The 20,936-nt window shown below is 67.2% G+C and carries 20 protein-coding genes; 10 read left to right on the top strand and 10 right to left on the bottom strand.

Going from position 1 to position 20,936, the window contains the following annotated elements:
- Positions 1-974 (bottom strand): DUF7159 family protein (locus tag TX88_RS35540; RefSeq protein WP_049925155.1); only part of this gene is annotated, 974 nt, incomplete at its 3' end.
- Between the two features lie 145 nt (positions 975-1,119).
- Between TX88_RS35540 and TX88_RS07875 the strand changes: the two genes are divergently transcribed.
- Positions 1,120-1,572, top strand: coding sequence for a hypothetical protein (locus TX88_RS07875; RefSeq protein ID WP_044515893.1), 453 nt, complete (start codon positions 1,120-1,122; stop codon positions 1,570-1,572).
- Here the strand turns inward: TX88_RS07875 and TX88_RS07870 are convergent.
- Positions 1,569-2,156, bottom strand: a complete 588-nt coding sequence (locus tag TX88_RS07870) for a TetR/AcrR family transcriptional regulator (RefSeq protein ID WP_044515891.1) — start codon at positions 2,154-2,156, stop codon at positions 1,569-1,571. The genes TX88_RS07875 and TX88_RS07870 overlap by 4 nt on opposite strands.
- A 78-nt stretch (positions 2,157-2,234) precedes the next feature.
- Between TX88_RS07870 and TX88_RS07865 the strand changes: the two genes are divergently transcribed.
- Genes TX88_RS07865 through TX88_RS07850 form a run of 4 tightly spaced genes read left to right on the top strand, consistent with a single transcriptional unit; the run spans position 2,235 to position 5,658 of the window.
- Positions 2,235-2,987, top strand: a complete 753-nt coding sequence (locus tag TX88_RS07865) for an SDR family oxidoreductase (RefSeq protein WP_044515890.1) — start codon at positions 2,235-2,237, stop codon at positions 2,985-2,987.
- Complete coding sequence (locus TX88_RS07860; protein ID WP_044515888.1) at positions 2,987-4,180, top strand: Cmx/CmrA family chloramphenicol efflux MFS transporter; 1,194 nt, start codon at positions 2,987-2,989, stop codon at positions 4,178-4,180. Before TX88_RS07865 ends, TX88_RS07860 begins: the two co-directional genes overlap by 1 nt.
- A 39-nt stretch (positions 4,181-4,219) precedes the next feature.
- On the top strand, positions 4,220-5,371 hold the full coding sequence (locus TX88_RS07855; RefSeq protein WP_044515887.1) for an inorganic phosphate transporter: 1,152 nt from the start codon (positions 4,220-4,222) through the stop codon (positions 5,369-5,371).
- A gap of 11 nt (positions 5,372-5,382) precedes the next feature.
- Positions 5,383-5,658: a hypothetical protein gene (locus tag TX88_RS07850; protein ID WP_044515885.1), complete on the top strand. Its 276-nt coding sequence runs from the start codon at positions 5,383-5,385 to the stop codon at positions 5,656-5,658.
- 14 nt (positions 5,659-5,672) lie between these two features.
- Here the strand turns inward: TX88_RS07850 and TX88_RS07845 are convergent, their stop codons facing one another.
- Positions 5,673-6,554 carry a cutinase family protein gene (locus tag TX88_RS07845; RefSeq protein ID WP_049924868.1) on the bottom strand — a complete coding sequence of 294 codons (882 nt, stop codon included), beginning with the start codon at positions 6,552-6,554 and terminating at the stop codon, positions 5,673-5,675.
- Positions 6,555-6,758: 204 nt separating this feature from the next.
- On the opposite strand from TX88_RS07845, the gene TX88_RS07840 reads away from it, so the two are divergent.
- The 3 genes from TX88_RS07840 (at position 6,759) to TX88_RS07830 (ending at position 11,002) form a co-directional block, all read left to right on the top strand.
- A complete protein-coding gene (locus TX88_RS07840; RefSeq protein WP_244438383.1) occupies positions 6,759-8,282 on the top strand; it encodes a PE-PPE domain-containing protein in 1,524 nt (507 codons plus the stop codon).
- Positions 8,283-8,323: 41 nt separating this feature from the next.
- Positions 8,324-9,037, top strand: coding sequence for a TetR/AcrR family transcriptional regulator (locus tag TX88_RS07835; protein ID WP_044515880.1), 714 nt, complete (start codon positions 8,324-8,326; stop codon positions 9,035-9,037).
- A gap of 273 nt (positions 9,038-9,310) precedes the next feature.
- The gene (locus TX88_RS07830) at positions 9,311-11,002 is read left to right on the top strand and encodes a PE-PPE domain-containing protein (protein ID WP_244438382.1); all 1,692 of its coding nucleotides are present in this window, start codon (positions 9,311-9,313) and stop codon (positions 11,000-11,002) included.
- On the opposite strand, the gene TX88_RS07825 is transcribed toward TX88_RS07830, so the two are convergent.
- Positions 10,999-12,657 carry a DUF7937 domain-containing protein gene (locus tag TX88_RS07825; RefSeq protein ID WP_044515877.1) on the bottom strand — a complete coding sequence of 553 codons (1,659 nt, stop codon included), beginning with the start codon at positions 12,655-12,657 and terminating at the stop codon, positions 10,999-11,001. The genes TX88_RS07830 and TX88_RS07825 overlap by 4 nt on opposite strands.
- Before the next feature lie 183 nt (positions 12,658-12,840).
- On the opposite strand from TX88_RS07825, the gene TX88_RS07820 reads away from it, so the two are divergent.
- Positions 12,841-14,706 (top strand): DUF7159 family protein, encoded by a 1,866-nt coding sequence (locus TX88_RS07820; protein WP_044515876.1) that lies wholly within the window; start codon positions 12,841-12,843, stop codon positions 14,704-14,706.
- Between the two features lie 15 nt (positions 14,707-14,721).
- Here the strand turns inward: TX88_RS07820 and TX88_RS33780 are convergent, their stop codons facing one another.
- The gene (locus TX88_RS33780) at positions 14,722-15,009 is read right to left on the bottom strand and encodes a hypothetical protein (RefSeq protein ID WP_162563102.1); all 288 of its coding nucleotides are present in this window, start codon (positions 15,007-15,009) and stop codon (positions 14,722-14,724) included.
- A gap of 90 nt (positions 15,010-15,099) precedes the next feature.
- On the opposite strand from TX88_RS33780, the gene TX88_RS07810 reads away from it, so the two are divergent.
- Complete coding sequence (locus TX88_RS07810) at positions 15,100-15,324, top strand: hypothetical protein (RefSeq protein WP_044515874.1); 225 nt, start codon at positions 15,100-15,102, stop codon at positions 15,322-15,324.
- 61 nt (positions 15,325-15,385) lie between these two features.
- Here TX88_RS07810 and TX88_RS07805 read toward each other — a convergent pair whose 3' ends face one another.
- The 5 genes from TX88_RS07805 to TX88_RS07785 form a co-directional block, all read right to left on the bottom strand.
- The gene (locus TX88_RS07805) at positions 15,386-16,774 is read right to left on the bottom strand and encodes an MFS transporter (RefSeq protein WP_044515873.1); all 1,389 of its coding nucleotides are present in this window, start codon (positions 16,772-16,774) and stop codon (positions 15,386-15,388) included.
- A gap of 130 nt (positions 16,775-16,904) precedes the next feature.
- On the bottom strand, positions 16,905-18,041 hold the full coding sequence (locus TX88_RS07800) for an RsbRD N-terminal domain-containing protein (RefSeq protein ID WP_244438380.1): 1,137 nt from the start codon (positions 18,039-18,041) through the stop codon (positions 16,905-16,907).
- Entirely contained in the window at positions 18,019-18,801 is a 783-nt protein-coding gene (locus tag TX88_RS07795; protein WP_244438379.1) for a maleate cis-trans isomerase family protein, read from the bottom strand. The genes TX88_RS07800 and TX88_RS07795 overlap by 23 nt, the downstream gene beginning before the upstream one ends.
- The gene (locus tag TX88_RS07790; RefSeq protein WP_044515871.1) at positions 18,791-19,579 is read right to left on the bottom strand and encodes an SDR family NAD(P)-dependent oxidoreductase; all 789 of its coding nucleotides are present in this window, start codon (positions 19,577-19,579) and stop codon (positions 18,791-18,793) included. Before TX88_RS07790 ends, TX88_RS07795 begins: the two co-directional genes overlap by 11 nt.
- A 33-nt stretch (positions 19,580-19,612) precedes the next feature.
- A complete protein-coding gene (locus tag TX88_RS07785) occupies positions 19,613-20,935 on the bottom strand; it encodes a M20 family metallo-hydrolase (protein WP_044519188.1) in 1,323 nt (440 codons plus the stop codon).
- Between the last annotated feature and the right edge of the window lies 1 nt (position 20,936).

Below are 20,936 nucleotides of genomic sequence, written 5' to 3'. Positions count from 1 at the left end.
GGGACCTGGGCGGGCGGCTGGTGCGCCGGCGGGTTGGCGGCCTCGACCGCCTGGGCCGGCGGCGGAGCCGCGGGAGTCTGTGGCGGAGCGGCAGGCGCCGGCTTGGTGGCGGCCTTGTCGACGGGCTTCTGCACCGGTCTCGGGGCAGGCCCGGCTTCGGGCGCTGATTCCTGAATGCTCGCGGCGTGCGCGGTTTCCGACACCGCGCCCGGATGCAGGTGCAGGCCGATGGCGGCCGAGGTCGCGACGACGAGCGTCACCAAGGCCCCGCCCACGACCGACGACAATGCGCCGACCTTGGTCCAGTGCACCGCCTTGACCGGAGTGGCAACGGTATTCACCGCGAGCGCCGCCGCCAGCCCCGCACCTCGGGCGAACGCGAGATCGGATTCGGCGGCAGTGATCACCGCAGCCGGGATGGAGTCGGCCAGCTCGGCCACCGTCGGATCGTGGGCATCGGAGCCCAGGATGAACATCGCGCTGACCGGCCTGCCGGTGAGCGCCAGCAGCCCGGCGATATCGGCCACGAACGTCTCGGACCGCTCGATCCGGTCGGCGCTGACGTCGTCAGGCGTCACGATCGCCACCACCGCGGCGTCGGGTTCGACGATGCAGACCGCGATGTCGTCGTGTTCGGTGATCTCGGCGATACCACTGGCCAGCATGCCGGCCGCCTCGATCTCCGAGACCGCGAAGACGTTTCCGTAGCCGCGGGTGTCCAGGGCTTCCATGATGTGCCCGGCCAGTGGGGCGGCGTCATTGGTCCACGTCACGCCGATCGCGTGGATGCGGTGTCCGCCTTCGAGCTCGGTGTCGTCCACCAGGCCGCGCAGCAGTCCGTCGGGGTCGTAACCGATGACGTCTTCGAGGGAGATCGCGCCACGATCGACCGGCCGCCCCTCGCCCGTCGTGCCTTCGACGAGCACCCACCGAACGGCTCTCGAAGTCATCGCGAGGCCGAGCACGAGATCCATACCGATCCCCCGATCTGCCTAGTCAGTCGTTGTTCAGGTTACCGGTGTGACGCCGCTTACAGGTGGGTGCGGCGATCTACGCGCAAACTCCCCCATCCGGCATCGGCCCGCACTCCTGCTGCGGCACACCATAAGCTCGCTGCATATGAGGTACATCGCCGCCATCTTGGCCACCACATCCGTGCTCGCCGGATGTGCCGTCGCGGGCACGCCGACGATGGCCCCGGTGACCAACGAATGGCGGCAGGCCGTCATGGATGCGGTGGCCGGCCTGGGCTCGAAGATGGGTCCGATCGGCAATGCGATGGTGACCGCCGACCACAAGACCGACTACGGCGCACTGCACAGCGCGTGCAACGACATGCGCCTTTACCTCGACTCGGTGCAGAACAAGGTCCTGCCCGGGCCCGACATCAAGGTCAACACGGCCCTGCAGGCAGGCTTCGACGGCTACCGCAGCATGGCCGACCAATGCGTGGGGTTGACGCCGGCAAACAGTTCCGGCCGGCTGATGAAGTTGGGCGCCACCATTGACGAGGCTCATCTGCACATCAAGGACGCGCTGAGGCTGCTGGGCGTCGCCATCCCGAAGCGCTAGGGCCACAGACCGGCGGCGACCGCGGCGAGCCGATCGAGTTTGACCCGTGCGGCCCCGTCCCGGGCCTGCTGGGCGATACCACTGAGCACGGCCATCACATAGCGGGCCAAGGCGTCCGGATCAGTCGAGGACGGCAGGGCCCCGGCCGCGATATCGGCGCGGATCTTGTCGGAAAACTGAGCGATCTTTCGTTCGCGGACCATGCGCATGGATTTCTGCACGACCGGGTCGGCGGTCCCCGCGTCGCCACTGACGATCAGGCAGCCCAAGGGCAGCCCGCGGCGGGTATACCGGGCCGGCGCCTCGGCGAAGACCCTGGCCGCGGCACGACGCGCGGTCGGCTCCTCCGCCAGTGCGGCATCGATGAATCCGCCGTACTCCCGGTCATACACCTCGACGGCCTCGGCGAACAGGTGCTGTTTGTCGCCGAAAGTGTTGTAGAGGCTGGGTGCGGCGACGCCGACCTCGTCGATGAGATCGCGCATGGACGTGGCTTCGTACCCGTTCTGCCAGAACATCCGGATCACCTTGTCCAGCACCGCGTCCCGATCGAAGGACCGGGGCCGTCCCCGCGTCGTCGCCATGCAGCCATTTTATAGCGACCGTTTCAAAATATGCTAGCGTCACGTTTTGTAACGACCGCTAAAGAAAGAACGGGGCTCATGGACGCACTGAAAGGCAAGACGGCGCTGGTCACCGGGGGCAGCCGAGGCATCGGCCGCGCGATCGCACAGCGGCTCGCAGCGGATGGGGCGCGGGTCGGCGTGCACTACGGCACGGGAGCCGACGCGGCTGCGCAGACGGCGCAGCAGATCCGCGATGCCGGCGGGACAGCGTTCGCATTCGGGGCACAACTCGGCGTCGCCGGTGACGCCGACCAACTATGGACGGGCTTCGACCAGCACGCCGACGGCGTCGACATCCTGGTCAACAACGCCGGAATCCTCGGCACCCGAACACCGTTCACCGACCTCACCCGGGCGGAGTTCGAGACGGTGCTCGCGGTCAACACCACCGCACCGGTTTTCGTGGTGCAACAGGGCCTGACCCGACTGCGCGACGGCGGGCGCATCGTCAACATCTCCACCCGGTTCACCCACGGCATGCGCATCCCCGACCTGCTCGCCTACGCGATGTCCAAGGCCGCGATCGACGCGTTCACCGCCACCCTGGCCAAGGAACTCGCCGCACGCCGGATCACCGTCAACGCGGTCGGGCCGGGCACTGTCGACACCGACATGAATGCCGCCCGGCTGGCAACACCCGAGGGGCGGTCAGCGGTGGCCGCCCAATCGCCGTTCAACAGGGTGGCCGACCCCGCAGACGTCGCCGATATCGTGGCCTTCCTGGCATCGGACGATTCCCGGTGGGTCACCGGGCAGTGGATCGACGCCACCGGCGGGTCGATGCTCTGATGCCCACCGCCATCTGGATCATCGGCCTTGCGATATTCGCCCAGGGCACAAGCGAACTCGTTCTCGCCGGGCTCCTGCCCGGGTTGGCCGCCGACCTTTCGGTCAGCATTCCGCAGGCGGGCCTGTTGATCACGGGATTCGCCCTGGGCATGCTGGTCGGCGCGCCCGTGCTGGCCATTGCGACGCTTCGACTGCCACGGCGCCGGACGATGCTGGCCTTTCTCGCCGTGTTCATCGTCGTGCACATCGTCGGGGCGCTGACCGATGACTACGCCATCCTGTTCGTCACCCGGTTCGTGGCGGCATTCGTCTACGCCGGATTCTGGGCGGTCGGCGGCGCCACCGCCATGGCGCTGGTGACACCCGAACGGCGCGGGCGGGCGATGAGCATCGTCGCCGGAGGCCTGACCGTCGCGACCGTGATCGGCCTGCCCGCCGGCACCTGGATCGGCCAGCACCTCGGCTGGCGCGGGACATTCTGGGTGATCGCCGCGATGAGTGCCGTCGCAGCGGTCGCGATCCTGACCGGCGTGCCCGATCTGAAGCCGCGAACTCCCCCACATCTGGCCACCGAGATCCGCGGCCTCGCGACGCCGCGACTGTGGCTGTCGTACGCCATGACCGCTGTCTCCACCACCGCGCTCTTGGGCACCTTCTCGTATCTCGCGGCGATGTTGATCGACACCACCGGACTTGATCCACGATGGGTGCCGCTCGTCCTGCTGGCGTACGGCGCCGGGTCGATCATCGGAATCGCGATGGGCGGCCACATCGCCGACCGCTTTCCCGTGGGAGTGCTGGCCGCCGGATTCACCGGATTACTGGTCGTCTCGTGTTTCATCGCATTGACGGCCGCGGCCGTCGTGCCGGTCGTGATCGGAGTGTTCCTGCTCGGCCTGGCCGGGTTCGGCACCAACCCCGCGCTGAACTCCAGGGTTGTCGGTATCGCCCCGGCCTCACCCACGTTGTCCATGGCCGGCAGTGTGTCCGCGTTCAACCTCGGTATCAGCCTCGGCCCATGGCTCGGCGGCCTCGCGCTCACCGCCGGCTTCGGCTACCCCGCGGTGGCGTGGATCGGCGCCGCCCTGGCCGCCGCAGCCCTGCTGCTGCTCGCGGTCGAGGTCTATACAGCGATGCCGCACCGACACCCCCCATTGGGGGCTACAAAAGTGACGGAGACCTCAGCCAGTTAATTAGGTTCCCGTAGCGTTTGTGTTCAACAATTGTTTACCGTGTCGTTACAGTTCCTCCTGCTGTGCATCGTCGTCTTCACGGCCCTGATGTTCGACTTCACCAACGGGTTTCACGACACCGGCAATGCCATGGCGACCTCGATCGCCAGTGGCGCCCTCAAACCCCGAACAGCGGTAGCCCTGTCGGCACTGCTGAACCTGGTCGGCGCCTTTCTGTCCACCGCTGTGGCGGCAACCATCGCCAAGGGTCTGGTCGACGCCGATCTGGTGTCCCTGGAGCTGGTGTTCGCCGGGCTCGTCGGCGCCATCCTCTGGAACTTGTTCACCTGGCTGATGGGCATCCCGTCCAGCTCGTCGCACGCACTCATCGGCGGCATCGTCGGCGCGATGATCGCCGCCGTCGGCGGCCACGGCGTGATCTGGCACGGGGTGGTCTCCACCGTCATCGTGCCCGCGGTGTTGTCGCCACTGATCGCCGGTGTGGTGGCCTGCATCGCCAGCTGGCTGGTCTACCGGCTGATCCGCGGCCTACCCAAGGACCGCACCATCGCCGCGTTCCGGTACGGACAGATCGGTTCGGCCTCCCTGATCTCACTGGCACACGGCACCAACGACGCCCAGAAGACGATGGGCATCATCTTCCTCGCCCTGATCTCCTACGGCGCCGTCGACGAATCCGCGAGCATGCCGCCGTTCTGGGTGATCGTCGCCTGTGCCGTCGCCATCGCACTCGGCACGCTCTCGGGTGGTTGGCGGGTCATCCGCACCCTGGGCAAGGGCCTGGTCGACACCGAAGCTCCGCAGGGGATGGCCGCCGAAGTCTCCTCAGCGGCCACCATCCTGCTGTCCAGCCACTTCGGCTACTCGCTGTCCACCACGCACGTCGCGACCGGGTCCATCCTCGGCAGCGGACTGGGCCGTCGCACCGAGGTGCGCTGGGCCGTCGCCCGCAACATGGCCGTCGCGTGGCTGATCACCCTGCCGGCCGCGGGCCTGGTCGGCGCGCTCACGTACGTCCTGGTGCACGGGATCGGCGGCTTTGCCGGACCGCTGGTCGGGTTCGTGGCTCTGATCGCCTCGACCGTGCCCATCTGGCTCAAGTCGCGCAAGCCGCCGATCGACCACAACAACGTCAACGACGCGTGGCAGGGCAGCCTGACCGCGGTCGAGGGCAAGGCCGAGAGCAAGTAGGGACGGGGCTCATGAACAACTGGATCAATCTCGTGGCCGTCGGCAAGATCCTGCTCTTCGGCCTGGCAGTGGGCGCCTCCGTGCCAACCCTGTTCGCGATCGGCGTCCGGCTGCACATCGCGGGTGACGGGCCCTCAAATGCCGGACGGCGACGCTTGCTGGTCGGTCTGAGCTGGGTGTTCTTCGCGTTGGTGCTGATCGTGGTGGTCACCGGCGTGTTGTTCATCGCCAACAACTTCATCGGCCATCACACGGGCGTCTACCTGTTCGGTAGCACCACGCACTAGGCGCCTGGCCCGCCTCAGGCCAGCGGCGCGACCGGCGCCGGCACAGCCGGTGCGGGTGCAACGGGCGCGGGCGTGGTCGGCGTTGGCGCCGCCGGACTTTGAGCGGGCGCCGGACCGGGAAGATTCTGCGGCGCCGGCCCCATGTGCTGAGCAGGCTGTGCGGCCTGCGCAGGCTGGACCCGCGACGGCTGCGACGGGCCTGCGCCCGCCAGCGTCGCCGGCGGAACGACGGGCGGAATCGCCTGCTGCTCCCAGTCGTCCTGCAGCTTGCTCGCCGCGAAGGCGGCGCCCTGGTTCACCAGGCCGGCTTCGGCGTACTGCGTGTGGATGCCGAAACTCCTGCCCTGCGGATCACACACCAGGTCGTTGTCGACACAGAGATCGATGGCTTTGGCCGTGTAACTCGGCCCGACCACGACCGAGGGATTGTTGAGTACCTTCATGAATCGCGGCGACGGCTTCCCGAACAACGCGACGGCTGCCACGTGGTCAGCTACATCCGGCGGCATGGGCGCAGGCACCTCTGCCGGTGAAATCCCATCGGGCACAACGCTCGCAGTTACGAAACCGATAACCGCTGCGCCCTGAGAGAATCCGCCGAGCACCATCTTGGTGTCCGGGCAATTGGCCGCGGTGGCCAAGATATGTGCGCGCGCGTCGGCGATTCCCTGGACCGCAGTCGGAAAGTCGGTGGTAGCGGGGTAATCGACGGGATACACCCCCACCGACTTCGCACCGACGTTGGCACGCAACGAGTTAACGAACGCCTCTCCCGTATCCCCAACGCCTGGCGCTTCCATGGTGCCGCGGGCGAATATCACCTCAGCATCCGGACACGGTGCCGCACTGGCGGACGGCATCGTCACGTTGCCCATCACGGAAGCCGCCCCCGCCATGACGGCAACCAAACCGGCACTTCCGAGTTTCCCCACGAATTCAGAGTGACATAGGACAGCATTGAGCGCGCCCCGAGCAAGCGGAGGCATACAGGTCCCTCAAGAACCAAAGAGAACTCTTAGGAAAGGAATTCATGAATGAAAGGTCGGGGGAAATCGTCATGCCGTGCGCGCAGGCAGCGGGTTTCGCATCGGTGGGCTTCGATGCTGTTCGCCGGCGGCCTCGTGGTCGCGGTATCGGCAGGAGTCACCGTCAGCACGCCGACAGCCACGTACAGTGCCGCGATTCGGCTGGTGGGCACGACGATCGGCGTGGGGCCCTCTTTCGACGCATTCGGATTGACCGTCCCGATGCTGTTCTACGGAAGCACCATCCCGGAAGGCGACTCGTACCACACGCTCCCCTACCCCGCGCAGATCAACCTCAACTACCCGATCATCTCGGATCTGCCGGTGCTGTCGGGTCTTCCGTACTGGCCGCAGTCCCTGAAGCGATCCGAAGGGGTCGGCGCCGGCTACCTGCTGCAGGACATCGCCAATACGGCGGCCGGTGAGAAGATCACGATCATCGGCGTATCGCAGGGCAACCAGGTCGCCGAGCTCGCCCGGGCCGCGATGGCCAAAACCCTGAATTATGTTGCCAATGCCGCGAATTACGAGTTCGTCTTCATCGGGAACCCCTATCAACCCAACGGCGGCATCCTCACCAGGTTGGCATCGTTGAGAACCCTTCCGATACTGGGCGACATCTTCCCGCTCGGCCGTCCCGGGCCGTCCGACAGTCCCTTCAAGACGACCTACTACCAGAACCAATACGACGGTATCGCCGACTTCCCGGCCTATTTCAACGTGCTGTCGCTGGTGAACTCGTTTGCCGGGCAGTTGTTCGGGCATGCATTTCCCGGCTATGTCCTGGAGTATCCCGACGCCCCCAACGCAGTGAAGACACAGATCGGCAACACCACCTACGTGACGCTGCCCCAGTATCTTCCGTTGCTGGCGCCGCTGCGCATACCCGCATCCCTGATCGGCGCGGAACGATTCGTCGACGCCCTGGACCCGATCCTGCGGGTCTTCGTCGAAATGGGATACGACCGCACCGCAGATCCCAGTCACGCCCAGGAATTCAGCTGGGTCACGCCGCAGGAGAAAGTGCAGGAGGCGCTGAACGAACTGCCGCGCGCGTTCAAGCAATCGCTAGCGATCCTCGGAGGCGAGAAGTACATCCCTACGCTGCCCCAGCCGGTCGTGTCCGGCACCGAACCCGAAACCCCGGTGACCGAACATCCCATCGTGCCGGTGGGCACCTCGCCGTTCGAGCAGGACCTACGCCGCGCGGTGGAGGACATGGCGGCGACGTTGTCGAACGCCACCCGGCCTTTTGCCAAGGTGCTTCAAGCCATCGGCGAGGCGACGCGGACGCAGAAGACCGTTGAGCCGACCGGCCCGACCGGCCCGACCGGGCAAATCGGGCAGACCGTTGCCGTTTCCGCGCCGACGTCACTGCGCAGCCCGAAGGCGCGCACGCAATCGCCCTCGCCCCGCAGCGATTCGGTGCAGCGGTCGAGGGCGGTCCCACAGTCGAAGGGCACCGACCGGGATTCTGTTCGCTCGAACCTGCGCTCGACAGTTCGCTCATCGGTTGGCTCGGCTGTCGGCTCGGCCAAGAAAGCCACGAAGTCCGCACCCGCTCAGCGCCATCGTCCCTCCGAGCACAAGGCGGGCTAACCGACCGACCGCGGGACGGTGCCCGCACTACACTCCGGGCCATGGACAGACCGCCGGCGGGGCCCGGCGCAGGCGCAACGTCGGAGCAGGCTGCGAAGCCCCGCGGGCAGCGCACGATCCGCGGGCTCGACGCCGAACAGCGTCGTGCCCATCGCCGTGAGCAACTGCTGACGGCCGCCTTCGAGCTGATCGCGCGCGACGGGTACGCCAACACCTCGATCGAGCAGATCTGCCAGACGGCGTATGTCGGCAACAAGGCGTTCTACGAGGTCTTCGACAGCAAAGAAGACTGCTACCTGGCCCTGCTCGCCCAGATCGCGGCACAGATCGAGAAGCAGGCGGTCGAGGCCCTCGGCGATGCGCCGGACGATCCCGACGAAACGGTTCACCGGCTGTTGTCGGCCTTCGCCCACGCACTCGTCGACGATCCCCGGGTGGCCGTGGTGGCCTTCGGCGAGTGCGCAGGCATCTCGCCGCGGGTCGAGCGGCTGCGCCGCGAGAATCGCCGCTGGACTGCGGCGTTTCTCGAGAATCTGTGGCGGCAGCGCGAGTTTCCCTGCCTGCCCGATACCGGCGCGGTCGACTATCACGCCTTGGCGGTGTCGACCGTGGGCGGGCTGTTCGAGAGCGTGGCCGACTGGCTGCACCAGCGGGAGGCCGGCAGCGATCCGGCGCCGACCATCGACACCCTGATCGGCAATCTGGCGAGTTTTGTGGCGGTGGTTCGCGCCGGGATCGCGGCGTCCACCCGCTGAATCTGCAAACTCCGGTTTGCAACAAGAGCTCTTGTTTCAAAAAGTGACTCTTGTCATACATCGCTACCCACTGGTAACTTTCCGGCAGCATGCGACGTGGCGCCCGTCACATTCCGTCGTCGACGCGCTGGTCGCAGGCCCAGATGTTCCGGCCGAGCATGGCCGACTCACCACGATGAGGAAAGAAGGAACAGCATGAGGGGTTGGGGTCGGGGGGAGTCGTCGCGGAGTGCGCGCCGACAGCGCGGTTCGCGCCGCTGGGGGTCGATGTTGATGGCCGGCGGTGTCGTCGTCGCGGTGTCGGCGGGAGTCACGGTCAGCACGCCGACTGCCACCTACAGTGCCGCCATCCGACTGATCGGCACGACGATCGGCGTGGGGCCCTCTTTTGACGGATTCGGGATGAGCGTCCCGCTGTTCTTCTACGGGAGCACGGTGCCCGAAGGCGACTCGTTCCACACGGTCCCCTACCCCGCACAGATCGCCCTCAGCATCCCGATCATCTCTGATCTGCCCGGGCTGTCCGACATTCCGTACTGGCCGCAGTCACTCAAACGATCCGAGCAGATCGGGGCGGGCTACCTCCAGCAGGACATCGCCAACACACCGGCCGACGACAAGGTCACGATCATCGGAATGTCGCAGGGCACCGAGGTCGCCGAGATCGTGCGGGCCGCCATGGCCAAAGACCCGAATTATGTTGCCAAAGCGGACAACTACGAGTTCGTCTTCATCGGTGACCCGTACCAGCCCAACGGCGGCATCCTGACCCGCTTCACCTCGTGGAGCGACCTGCCCGTGCTCGGCGACATCTTCCCGTTCGGCCGGCCGGGACCCTCCGACAGTCCCTTCAAGACGACCTATTACCAGAACCAGTACGACGGCTTCGCTGATTTCCCAGCGTATTTCAACGTGCTGTCCGTCGCGAACGCCGTCGCCGGGATCCTGTTCCAGCACGTCTTTCCCGGCTACGTGCTGGAGCATCCCGACGCCCCCAACGCCGTCACCACCCAGGTCGGCAACACCACCTACGTGATGCTGCCCCAGTACCTGCCCCTGCTGGCACCGCTGCGCATTCCTGCCTCATTGATCGGCGCGGAACGATTCGTCGACGCCCTGGACCCGATCCTGCGGGTCTTCGTCGAAATGGGATACGACCGCACCGCAGATCCCAGCCAGGTCAAGGAATTCAGCTGGGTCACCCCTGAAGAGAAGATTCACGAAGCACTCAACGCGCTCCCGGGGGCGTTCGCACAGTCGCTGGCGATCCTGGGCGGCGAGAAGTACACGCCCACGCTGCCGCAGCCCGTGGTCTCCGACGTCGAGCCCGAAACCCCGGTGACCGAACATCCCATCGACCCGGTGGGCAACTCGCCGTTCGAGCAAGGGGTGCGCCACACGGTGGAGGAGGTCGCAGCGGCGCTGTCGGACGCCACCCGGCCACTGGCCAAGGTGCTGCAGGCCATCGGCGGCGCGACAGCGCCGCACACGACGGTGGTCCCGGCCACGAGCCCCGCTCCGGCGGATGTCAAGGCAGAAGTCAAGGTGGACAACACGATTGCCGCCACGATCGACAGCAAGGTCGCCGCCGAGGTCAAGACCGATGCCGAGGTCGAGACCGATGCGGACGCCGCCACGGACACCGATGCCAAGGTCGAGACCGACAAGGAGCCGAAGTCCGGTCTGTTGAGTCGTCACGCGCGGACCCGCTCGGACGCCCCGCGCACCGATTCGGCGCCGCGGTTGAAGGTGGTCCGGGACACGGACGATTCGCAGGCGCGCGACGGGAAGGCCTCGCCGGCCGGCGAGTCAACCCGTGAGTCCGCGACGGACACCGCGTCGGCCAGTGACCAGCCTGACCGGAAGTCCGTTCGTGCCGCGAAGCGTGCGGCCAAGCAGGCCGCGAAGCCGGCTGACGCTCAGCGCGACCGGCCCGCGAAACACGAGAGCGCGAAGGCCGGCTAACGCCCCGACGGCGGGCGCTGCGGACGACGCTGAATCCGCAGCGCCTGCGTCGGGACCTGAAGGTCGGTGGTCGGCGGGGCCGCCAGCACGGTCGTCGAGTCCTCTTTCAGGCGAACGATTCTCGGCACCGCCGCCGCTCGGGGTTGCCGAGCGATGGTCGGCGGGGCGGAGCTGTCGGCGGCAGGCTTGGACGGCACGATCTCCGTCGGCGGCTCGGGCACCCGCTTGGCGGAACGGGTTTCGCGTCGCACCAGGTAGCCGGCGAACGGTCCGGTGAACACCATCACCGCCAGCACGAGAAGGCTCAGCGCACACACCGTGACGTCGAAGGTGCTGGTGATCTGCTGGGCCAGGTTGTTGCCGTAGATCGCCGCGGGCGCCGGGCCGGCGTAGCGGGGCGCGAGCGCGACGCCGATGGCCACATTCGCCACGGTGAAGACGAACAGCACCGCGCTGAAGGCGGCCGCCACGGTCGTCGACGTCAGCCCCTGATCGAGCTGGCGATGCAGCCACCGCGCGACCAGTGCGGTGACCAGGTTGAACACCGTCATCGCGACGGTGTCGTACAGCGCACGGGGAAGATCGAGCGACAGGGCGATCAGGAAGTCCACGATGCGCAGGGCCGCGGCCGCGAAAGCCCAGAAGGCGATGAGCGTCAAGCACTTCTGCGCGGCGCCGCGGTAGGCCCCGATGGTCGGCGGCTTGATCAGGAAGACGGCGTACAGCGTCGTCGGCGCCACGATCGCAGCCGCGGCGGCCCAGGCGAGGTAGCCCTCGTAACCCACGGCAGCTGTCGAGGTGTTCTGGGCGATGCCGTGAAAGGCGTCGATGTCGCGGCCGATGCCGCACAGCCACACCAGCGTGGCGGCGATCGCGCCCGAGACACCGATGGCGGTCGTGGCCAGCCGCGCCGCGCCGGTGCGCTCGGTCAGCCAGCGCGAGGCGATGACCAGAGCGATCATCGCCTCCGCGCCGTAGAGCAGTGTGGTGACGATGACGGCGATGTCGTGACCGCCGAACTCGACCTGGGTGACGAACAGGTACCGCAGCCGCCAGTACAGGTTGAACGCCACCGACAGCGTCGCGAGCGCGATCGAAACGAAGCCGATCACCCGAGCCACGGCATACCAGCGCCGGAACTTGTTGTCCTCGATCGTGACCGAGGTAATCGGCGGCTGTCCCGCCAGTAGCGCACCCGCGACGCCGAGCAGCATGCCCGGACCCACACCCGGCGGTACGGCCCCGGTCCCGCCGCTATGCACCGTCTGCACCAGGTGATAGCCGACGAAGCAGACGACCACGACCAGATAGGCCGCGCTGAGCACGAGCCGGATCCGGCTCGTGCTCCGGACATCGGATTTTGGGGAGGCCAGGCGGAACGGTCCGAGGTGCGGCGCGAGAGCGGCGGCCACGGCCAGCAGCGTGACGACGGCCAGCACGACGAACGTCGAGCCGGCACTGCCGGGGATGCCGAGGCCGAATTCCAGGTTCCACGGGAGCAGGAACCCGGCGATGAGCAACGCCACGGCCAGGCCGTCGCGCACCCGGTTGGTCCGGGTGGGCACGTAGCCGACCCGGGGCGGGCGCTCCACGACCGGCGCGGCCACCGTCGCCACCTGGACGGTGGCGGACGCGTCGTAACGCTCGTCGCTCACGTACCGATTCCCCTCTATGAGTGACAACGCACGGATCCCAACCAGCGTGCTCACTTTTGCTCCGGCGCACAAGCAGCGCTGGCAGCCGCGGTCGTTCGACCACCGAGGTCCGTCGCAGCTGTGCGGTAGCTTGGATTTGTCCGTCGGGGCTCGTACGAGATCCATAGAGCAAGGAGTGGAGCCGTGGACGTAGTCCTCGGGGTGGCGGTCACCGGGCGTGTGGCGCGCTTGGCCATGATCGGTTCGCCCGCGAGCGGCGGCCAGGTTCTGGACCAGTACGCGCTCGACCTGCCCGACGACCTGGTCGCCGAGATGTCCGAGCTGGCCGAGACCATCATCGGCACCTACCGCGCGGTGACCGAGTCGGGTAACCAGGTCGCCGCCACGCGGCTGTGCCTGCCCGACGATTCGGCCGCCGACACGCTGCGTCAGACCGTGCTCAACGCCGGAGTGCCGAACGTCGAGGTGGTGACCGAGGCCGAGGCTGCCGCGGCCCTGGCCCGCAGTGTGGGTGCGGATGCCGCGTTGCTGCTGGCCGACGACGACACCGTGTCGCTGACGACGGTCGGTCAGACCACCGGGACCCCTGCATCGACAACGACGACGTTGGCCACCATGCCGATCGGCACCGCCGGCGCCGCCGCCGCATGCGCGGCCGTCCTGCAGCGGGTGCCCGCCGACGAAGCCCCGGGCCGCGTGCTGCTGGTCGGGCAACGCCTCGATCTTGATTCCGTTGCGGCAGAACTTCGTTCGACGGCACCGGTCGAGGTGGCACCGGACGCCGGCTATGCGATCGCCCGCGGCGCCGCACGGTTGGTCGGCGATATCGCGCCGGCCGGCGCATCCACCCAGATGGCACCCGTCGTCGGCGTGCCACAGGATCCAACGCAGATGGCACCCGTGTCAGATGCCACTCAAATGGCGCCTGCCGCCGGGGATGCGACGCAGATGGCTCCCGCCGCCGCTGATGCCACGCAGATGGCCCCGGCTGCCGACGCCACCCAGATGGCACCTGCCCGCGGGGACTCCGCCGCGGTCGGACCGGACCTGGCGTACTCGCAGGAGGCCGAGGACGAACCCTGGGCCGACGAGATGCCGATGGACGCGGTCAACGAGTTCATCCCCGAGCAGGACGACGATCCCGACTACACGACCGTCATCGCGCCGCCACCGCCGCGGATGCTGCTGATGGGCAGCGCCCTGGCATTCGTGGTGGTCAGCTTCGCCACACTGGCCACCGCGGTCGCCATCAATGTCCGGCCCACGGCCGACGTGCGAGCCCAACCGGCACCCGCCGAGCAGGCGGCCACCGTGCCCGGCAACTACCTTCCGCCGGTGCCGCACGAACCCGATCCGGTGGCATTGCCCGTCTCGGTGCTGACCCCGCCGCCCGCTGCTCCGGCAGCGCCCAAGGTGCGCTCGGACACCGGCAACCAGGCTCCGCAGGTGGCGCCGCCTCAGGCACCGCCCGTGGTGCCTGCTCCCCCACCTGTCGAGGTTGCACCCGGCCCGGTTCCGGTTCCTGTTCCGATACCTGTGCCCGTGCCGATCCCGATCCCGCCGGTCGTGTGGCCGACGTTGCCGTCGCCATGGGTGCCGACGAGGCCACCCACCACGACAACGGCACCGCCCACCACCACGACGGCACCGCCGACAACCACAACGGCACCGCCGACGACAACGACTGCGCCACCGACCACCACAACCGCGCCACCGACGACGACCACAGCGCCGCCACCCACGACGACGGCACCGCCCACCACCACGGTGGCGCCGCCGACGACAACTGTTCCGCCGACGCACACGTCGACGGAAGCGTCGGTGCCGACGGTGGCGCCGCAGTCTCCGTTTGGCGGCGGTTCATCCTCGGGCGGCGGATCGTCGTCAAGTGAGGGTGGTTCGTCCGGCGGACTCTTCGGTCGCGGTAGCGGCTCCGGCAGCGACAGCGGCGGCGGCTACGGCGGCAGCGGCGGCAGCTACGGCGGCAGCGGCGGCAGCTACGGCGGCAGCGGTGGCTCGCCGGTGACGACGATGCCGGGCAGCCCGTAGCCGATCGGTCCCCGCTCAGTAGTCGTGATTCGGGCAGGCGACGTCGACGTAGACGGTGACGAACGTCGTCGGGCCGGGCTGTTGGTTACCGGGATTGTTGACGCCGGTGACCCAGCACTCCGACAGCGGCTTGGTGTCGAATCCGTTGGTCCAGTTGATGTTGACCGTGTAGCCCTGTGATTCCAGATCGCTGATCACCTCGTCGGCGCCGGCGGATGCCACGGGCGCCGATACGAGCGGCACGACCACTCCCGTAGCCACCAGCAGCGCGCCACGCAGAACCGTCCGGAGCATGCTCTCCATGATCCGCTCGTCAGCTGGCAACACCCAGTGCACTTGACCGACATCTACCTTGGAAACTGACGTCCGCTTACCCCCGAAAGGAACGCAGCAGTGGCAAAGAAGCGCTGGAACGACCTGTCCCCCACCGCCAAAAAGGCCGTCATCGCGGCGGCCGCGGTCGACGCCGGCCTGCGGGCCTGGGCACTGCGCGACCTCGCCGGTCGCGACGCGAGCCGGATCAACGGACCGAAATGGTTGTGGGGCAGCGCGCTCGGCCTGCTGAGCACCTCGGGTGTGCTGCCCGCGGTCTATCTGGTCGCCGGGCGCAGGTCCTGAGTCGGCCGTTGCCTGGCCATGTTCGGCCAGGCAACGGCAGATCCGTTTCCCTCGGCTGCACCTACCCGGTGTGCGCCACGCTCTGACCGCGCTGAGGCGCGGGATCGGTGATGGCGCCGTCGTCGAGGAGATTGTCGAGGTTGCGCTTCGAGGTCTCCGGCGCGAAGTAGGCGGCGATCAGCGTCAGTACCGACGACGCCGAGATGTAGATCGCGACGGATGTCACCGAACCGGTGGAGTCCAGCAGCGTCGACGCGATCAGCGGTGCGAACCCACCACCGACGATGCCGATCAGCATGTAGCCCAGCGAGACGCCGGTGTAGCGGTAGCTGGTGTCGAACAGCTCGGCGATGAACGCAGCGAGGACGCCGTACATCGCACCCTGGAACACCATCGCGACCGACACCGACAACACCATCAGCCCAAAGTTGCCGGTACCCATGAGCGGGTACACCGCGAAGGCCCACACCGCCATCCCGACGCCGCCGATCAGGAAGGGAATGCGCCGGCCCACCCGGTCACTGAGCCGTCCGAAGTACAGAATCGACAAGAGCTGGGCGACCGCGCCGATGGCGACAGCGTTGAGGACTGTCGCCTTCGAGATATCGGTGTGATGAGTGACGTAGGACAACGAGAACACGTTGATCACGAAGTAGGCGACCTGCTGGCCGAGCCCGAGCAGCACGACCAGCAAGATCATCTTCGGGGCGTGGCGAAGCACCTGCAGGATCGGGGCCTTCGCCTCTTTCTCCTTGAGCTGCTTATGATTTCGGGTGAAGACGGAGGACTCGACGATCTTGACCCGGATCAGCAGACCCACCAACACCAGTGGCGCACTGAGCAGGAACGGAACGCGCCAGCCCCACGCCATGAATTGTTCCTCGGTCATCAGCGCGCTCACCGCCGCCAAGGTGGCCGTGGACAGCAGGAAGCCCAACGGCGATGCGGATTGCATCCAGCTGCCGGCCCGCCCCCGGCTGTCCACAGACTCGTCCTGCTCCACCACCATCAGCACGGCGCCGCCCCATTCACCACCGAGACCGATGCCCTGAATCAGGCGGCACAGCACCAAAAGGACGGGTGCCAGGATGCCGATGGAGCTGTAGGTCGGCAGCAGTCCGATGGCCACGGTCGCGGCACCCATCATCAAGATGGTCGCGATCAGGGCCGCCTTGCGCCCGATCCGGTCACCGATGTGGCCGAAGATGATCCCGCCGATCGGGCGGGCAGCGAACCCGACCCCGAATGTGGCCAGCGCCAACAATGTTCCCGCCGCCGGATCCACATCGGGAAAGAAGATCTTGCCGAACACCAGAGCGGCGACAGACCCGTAGATGTTGAAGTCGTACCACTCGATCGTGGTGCCCACCATGCTCGCGATGATGGTGCGCCTGCGACGCGATTTCGCGGCGGCAGCGTCTGTGTCTGCAGCAGGAACTGAAGGGTTCATATGGTCCTCTGGTGGGTGCTGGTCATAGCGAAAATGCTAGGGCGGCAATATGGCTGCACCCATAGTCGCGGTGCAACGCGATCCAGCTCACACAGTGTGCGTCTGCACAACTGCGGATGCGCACGCGAAATCATGAACGCAGCAGGCACAGCTGCACCATGGCTTGCGCTCGAGGCGTCCGAAGGCTGATGCCGGTGGCCTCCTCGAATTTCCGGATTCGATTGAGCACGGTGTTGCGGTGACAGTAGAGCTTGGCTGCCGTGGTCGAGACCGACCCGCTCTCGGCGTACACCAGCATGGTTTCCACGAGCAGGTCGCGATCATTCATCGCGGCCAGAGGCACCTCGACGTAGCTGCGAAGGTCGTCGATCACGGTGCACAACTGCGCGATGGACAACTTGGCCCAGGAACGGCGAAGCGTCGTCGCCGGCAGGCCCAGCTGCGCCAGCATCCGGACGGTCGTCGCCGCCCGGAAGACGTTCGGTAACTGGACGGTTCGCGAGGCCACGGCCCCCGTCACTCCGGCGAGGAGATCAGCTGCCAGCGTCTCGTCATCGGGCCAGCGGCTGTGCGCAGACAGCAGGATCAGCGTGAGGCCCTTGCTCGTGTGGTCCAGCGCCACACCGCCGAGACCGGCCAGCCGCCGGTTGACCGCCGAGGTCGCCTCTTCGGCCGTCACGCCCACGACCCAGTAGGACGCGGTCTCGTCGAGACCGAGTACCTCCGCTGCGCGGTGCACGACGGTGGGACCGGGTTCATCGGAGAACAGGTCGGAAAGACTCTGCTGCTGCTCGATGATGTCGGTGCGCGCCATCTGCAGTCGCTCATCCATATAGCCCCGTTGGATCGCACCGGCGAAATCATCGACCACGGTCCAGAGTTGACCGACATGCATGGCCAGCACCTCCATGTCGGCATCATCGGCCAGACGCAGCAATGCCGACGACGCCACGAGGAAGTCGTTGCGGACCGCCGCGCTCAGGTTTTCCAGCGCGATTCCCTGACGGGCCCGCAACGCCCCGATTTGCGCCGGGAAAGCCATCAGCTCGGCAGACAACGGCCTGGCCAACAGACACCCGAGCAGATAGCGAAATGCGTTGCGGGCACTGTCTTTCAGATCATGCTCGTCGGGAACACCGTCGTAGTACCGCGCGCCGCCGTCGATGCGTTCGAGATACTCGGCCGCGAGCTGGTCATCGATACCCGCCAGTTTCTCGAGCAGGACCTGCCACCGCCCGCCGGGTTCACGGCCCGGCAAGGGTTCCACTGGTCAACCCGAGAGTGCCCGCCAGGTCCGGCCCCCACCGCGGATTCAGCGGACCGGCTCCCACCATGGCCAGGCATGCCGCGAGCGTGACGGCCACCGAATCGACCACCGGGATGCCGTTTTCGGCTCTGGCGGCCTGGACGGCATCGGCACCGTGCAGATTGGTGCAGACATAGGCGACCGCGTCCGGTTCGCTTCGCGCGACCTGACGGGTGGGAGCCAGTAGCTCGTCGGCTCGTATGCGGGCGATGTCGGTGGTCTCGGTGAGACCGAAGCCGTACGAACCGGTCACCGTGATGCCCTCGTCGCGGTAGCACTCACCGATCCTGGCGTTCATGTCATCGGGGTAGGGCGTGACCAGGCCGACGCTGCGGGCGTCCAGTGCCGCGAATGCCGCCAGGGTGGCCTGGGTGCTGGTGAGTGCCCGCACACCGGTCTTGGTGGTGATGGCGTCGGTGATCGCGCGGTCGTGCGCGGTGCCCAGCCACGACCCCGCCGTACCGTTCCACGCGATCACATCGACGTCGGCCGTGGCCAGCAGGACTGCCGCGGCTTCCATTCCGGCCGTGTCGAACTGGGCGTCGGAGGCGCCGTCGAGCCCGACCCGGCCGACCGGGATGCGGGTGAAGTGGACGCTGACGTCGGTCCGCTCCCCCAGCATCCGGTACGTGGTGGGCTCCAGGCAGGTGTTCGACGACGGCACGATCATTCCGATGCGCGCCACCCGCCACGCGGTGGGTCGCGAAAAATCAGACGGCACGCGTGATTCCACCGTCATTCGTGATCGTGGTCCCGTTCAGGTACGCGGCCCGCGGGGAGGCCAGGAACACGATGGAGTAGGCGATGTCCCGCGCGCTGGGGATGTAGGACAGCGGCAGGTTCTCCAGGTAGCGCTCCTCGGCCTCTTCGGGTGTGCAACCCCAGTCCTTGGCGTTGGTGGCGAACTGCTTGACCAGCCGCGCGGTCCGGACCGGGCCGGGGCACACCGTGTTGATCATCACGCCCTGGGCACCGACCTGCAGCGACAACGACTTGCTGAAGTTCAGGATCGCGGCGTTGGCGGCGGCTCCGGGCATGTGGTACTCCAGCGCCTGCTTGCCGGAGTTCCCCGCGACGTTGACGATGCGGCCGCTGCCGTTCTTGAGCAGGTGCGGCAACGCCGCTCGGGTCATACGGATGAATCCGAACAACTTGAGGTTGATGTCGGCGACCCACTGTTCGTCGGTGAGATCGCCGAAACCCCCGAAGGATGACGCGCCGGCGTTGTTGATCAGGATGTCCAGGCCGCCGAGTTCGTCGACGACGTTGGTGACCACCGAATCGAACACCGCCTTGTCGCTGAGGTCGGCCGCCACGGACACCGCCTTGACGCCGGTCCTGGCCGAGATCGAGGTGCAGGCCTCGTTCAGCGCGTCCGCGCGGCGGGCCACCAGCGCCACGTCGGCACCTTCTTCGGCCAGCAACTCCGCCGTGGCCAGTCCGATGCCGTCGCTGGCACCGGAGATCAGTGCCCGCATGCCTTGCAGTCCCAGGTCCATGTTTGGTCTCCTATTCGTGGTTGTGGTTGCGCGTCAACGGACGCGGTTGGCGGTGGCTGAGTCCAAAGCGCCGTCGAGCATGCGGGCCAGCGTCTCGGTGAGCAGATCCACACCGGTGCAAAGGTCTTCGTCCGAGGTGAATTCGGCCTCGGCGTGCGAGATGCCTTCCACACTGGGAACGAACAGCATTACCGAAGGCACGATCTCCTTCATGTTGGTCGAGTCGTGGCCGGCCCGGGTCTGCACGAGCATGCTCGACATTCCGAGGTCATCGGCGACGGTGCGGGCCAGCTCCACCCCTTCCGGCTGGTAGTGGTGGCCGGGCCAGACGTGGGCCTTGCGGTGCTCGACCTTGACCTTGGCCCGGATCTCGGCCTCTGCGATGCGCTTCCGCAGCGCGGCGTCGGCTGCCGCGAGCAACTCGTCGTTGTCAGAACGCAGATCCAGGTGCATGTGGACCTCGCGCGGTACGACCACCGGAGAGTTGGGCAACACGGTCAACTGCCCGCAACTGGTGTGCAGCTCCTCGCCGAACTCGTCGGCGATGTCGCGCAGCGCCACCACGATCAGCGCCGCACCCAGCAGCGCATCCTGGCGGTCGTCGATCGCGGTGGCACCGGTGTGCCCTTGGACACCAATGACATTCAACTCGTACTTGTTGGCGGCCCAGGTGCGGTCCACCAACCCGATGGAGACATTGTGCTTCTCCAGTTCACGGCCCTGCTCGATATGGATCTCGGCGTAGGCGGCCAGCCGCCGGGTGACGTCACCGTCCGGGAACACATCCGTTTTCCCGATGCTGTCGATGGCGGTCAGGGCGTCGCGGACGGTGATGCCGTCCTGATCGGTGATGCCGAGCGTGTCTTCGAGATCGGCGGCGCCGGTGAACACCGCACTGCCCATCAGCGACGGCTTGAACCGCGATCCTTCCTCGTTGAACCAGTCCACGACGGCGACGTTGTACATCGGTGTCACACCGGATTCGGCGGCCTGACGGCGGATCCGGTCGGCGGCGGCGGCACCGGCGAAGACGCCGTAGGCGCCGTCGAACTTGCCTCCGCGGGGCTGGCTGTCGAGGTGCGATCCGACCAGGACGTAGGGCGCGCCGGGCTGAAACTCCAGCAGGCCGAACAGGTTTCCGACCCGGTCGACTTCCACGGTGAAGCCGCGCCGGCGGAGCCACTGCGAGAACCAGTCCCGCATCTGCCCGTCCTCGGCGGTGGCTGCTTGGCGCTCTACGCCACCGGCCGGCGTCTCACCGATGGCCGCGAGTTCCGCCCAGGAGTCCAGGAACTCGCGGTCGCGGCCGGCGTCGAGACGAATGCGCAGTTCGGTGTTGTTGTGTTGTGCGGTCAAG

The organism is Mycolicibacterium septicum DSM 44393 (assembly GCF_000455325.1).
Taxonomy (GTDB): domain Bacteria; phylum Actinomycetota; class Actinomycetes; order Mycobacteriales; family Mycobacteriaceae; genus Mycobacterium; species Mycobacterium septicum.
Note: the sequence above shows the minus strand (reverse complement) of the source record. Positions and strands in the feature narration are given on the sequence as shown.

Bases quoted from the DNA above. Each gene is read 5' to 3' on its own strand.
- TX88_RS07875 (WP_044515893.1), top strand. From the start codon at position 1,120: ATGAGGTACATCGCCGCCATCTTGGCCACCACATCCGTGCTCGCCGGA.
- TX88_RS07870 (WP_044515891.1), bottom strand. From the start codon at position 2,156: ATGGCGACGACGCGGGGACGGCCCCGGTCCTTCGATCGGGACGCGGTG.
- TX88_RS07865 (WP_044515890.1), top strand. From the start codon at position 2,235: ATGGACGCACTGAAAGGCAAGACGGCGCTGGTCACCGGGGGCAGCCGA.
- TX88_RS07860 (WP_044515888.1), top strand. From the start codon at position 2,987: ATGCCCACCGCCATCTGGATCATCGGCCTTGCGATATTCGCCCAGGGC.
- TX88_RS07850 (WP_044515885.1), top strand. From the start codon at position 5,383: ATGAACAACTGGATCAATCTCGTGGCCGTCGGCAAGATCCTGCTCTTC.
- TX88_RS07845 (WP_049924868.1), bottom strand. From the start codon at position 6,554: ATGGCGGGGGCGGCTTCCGTGATGGGCAACGTGACGATGCCGTCCGCC.
- TX88_RS07840 (WP_244438383.1), top strand. From the start codon at position 6,759: ATGCTGTTCGCCGGCGGCCTCGTGGTCGCGGTATCGGCAGGAGTCACC.
- TX88_RS07835 (WP_044515880.1), top strand. From the start codon at position 8,324: ATGGACAGACCGCCGGCGGGGCCCGGCGCAGGCGCAACGTCGGAGCAG.
- TX88_RS07830 (WP_244438382.1), top strand. From the start codon at position 9,311: ATGGCCGGCGGTGTCGTCGTCGCGGTGTCGGCGGGAGTCACGGTCAGC.
- TX88_RS33780 (WP_162563102.1), bottom strand. From the start codon at position 15,009: ATGGAGAGCATGCTCCGGACGGTTCTGCGTGGCGCGCTGCTGGTGGCT.
- TX88_RS07805 (WP_044515873.1), bottom strand. From the start codon at position 16,774: ATGAACCCTTCAGTTCCTGCTGCAGACACAGACGCTGCCGCCGCGAAA.
- TX88_RS07790 (WP_044515871.1), bottom strand. From the start codon at position 19,579: ATGGACCTGGGACTGCAAGGCATGCGGGCACTGATCTCCGGTGCCAGC.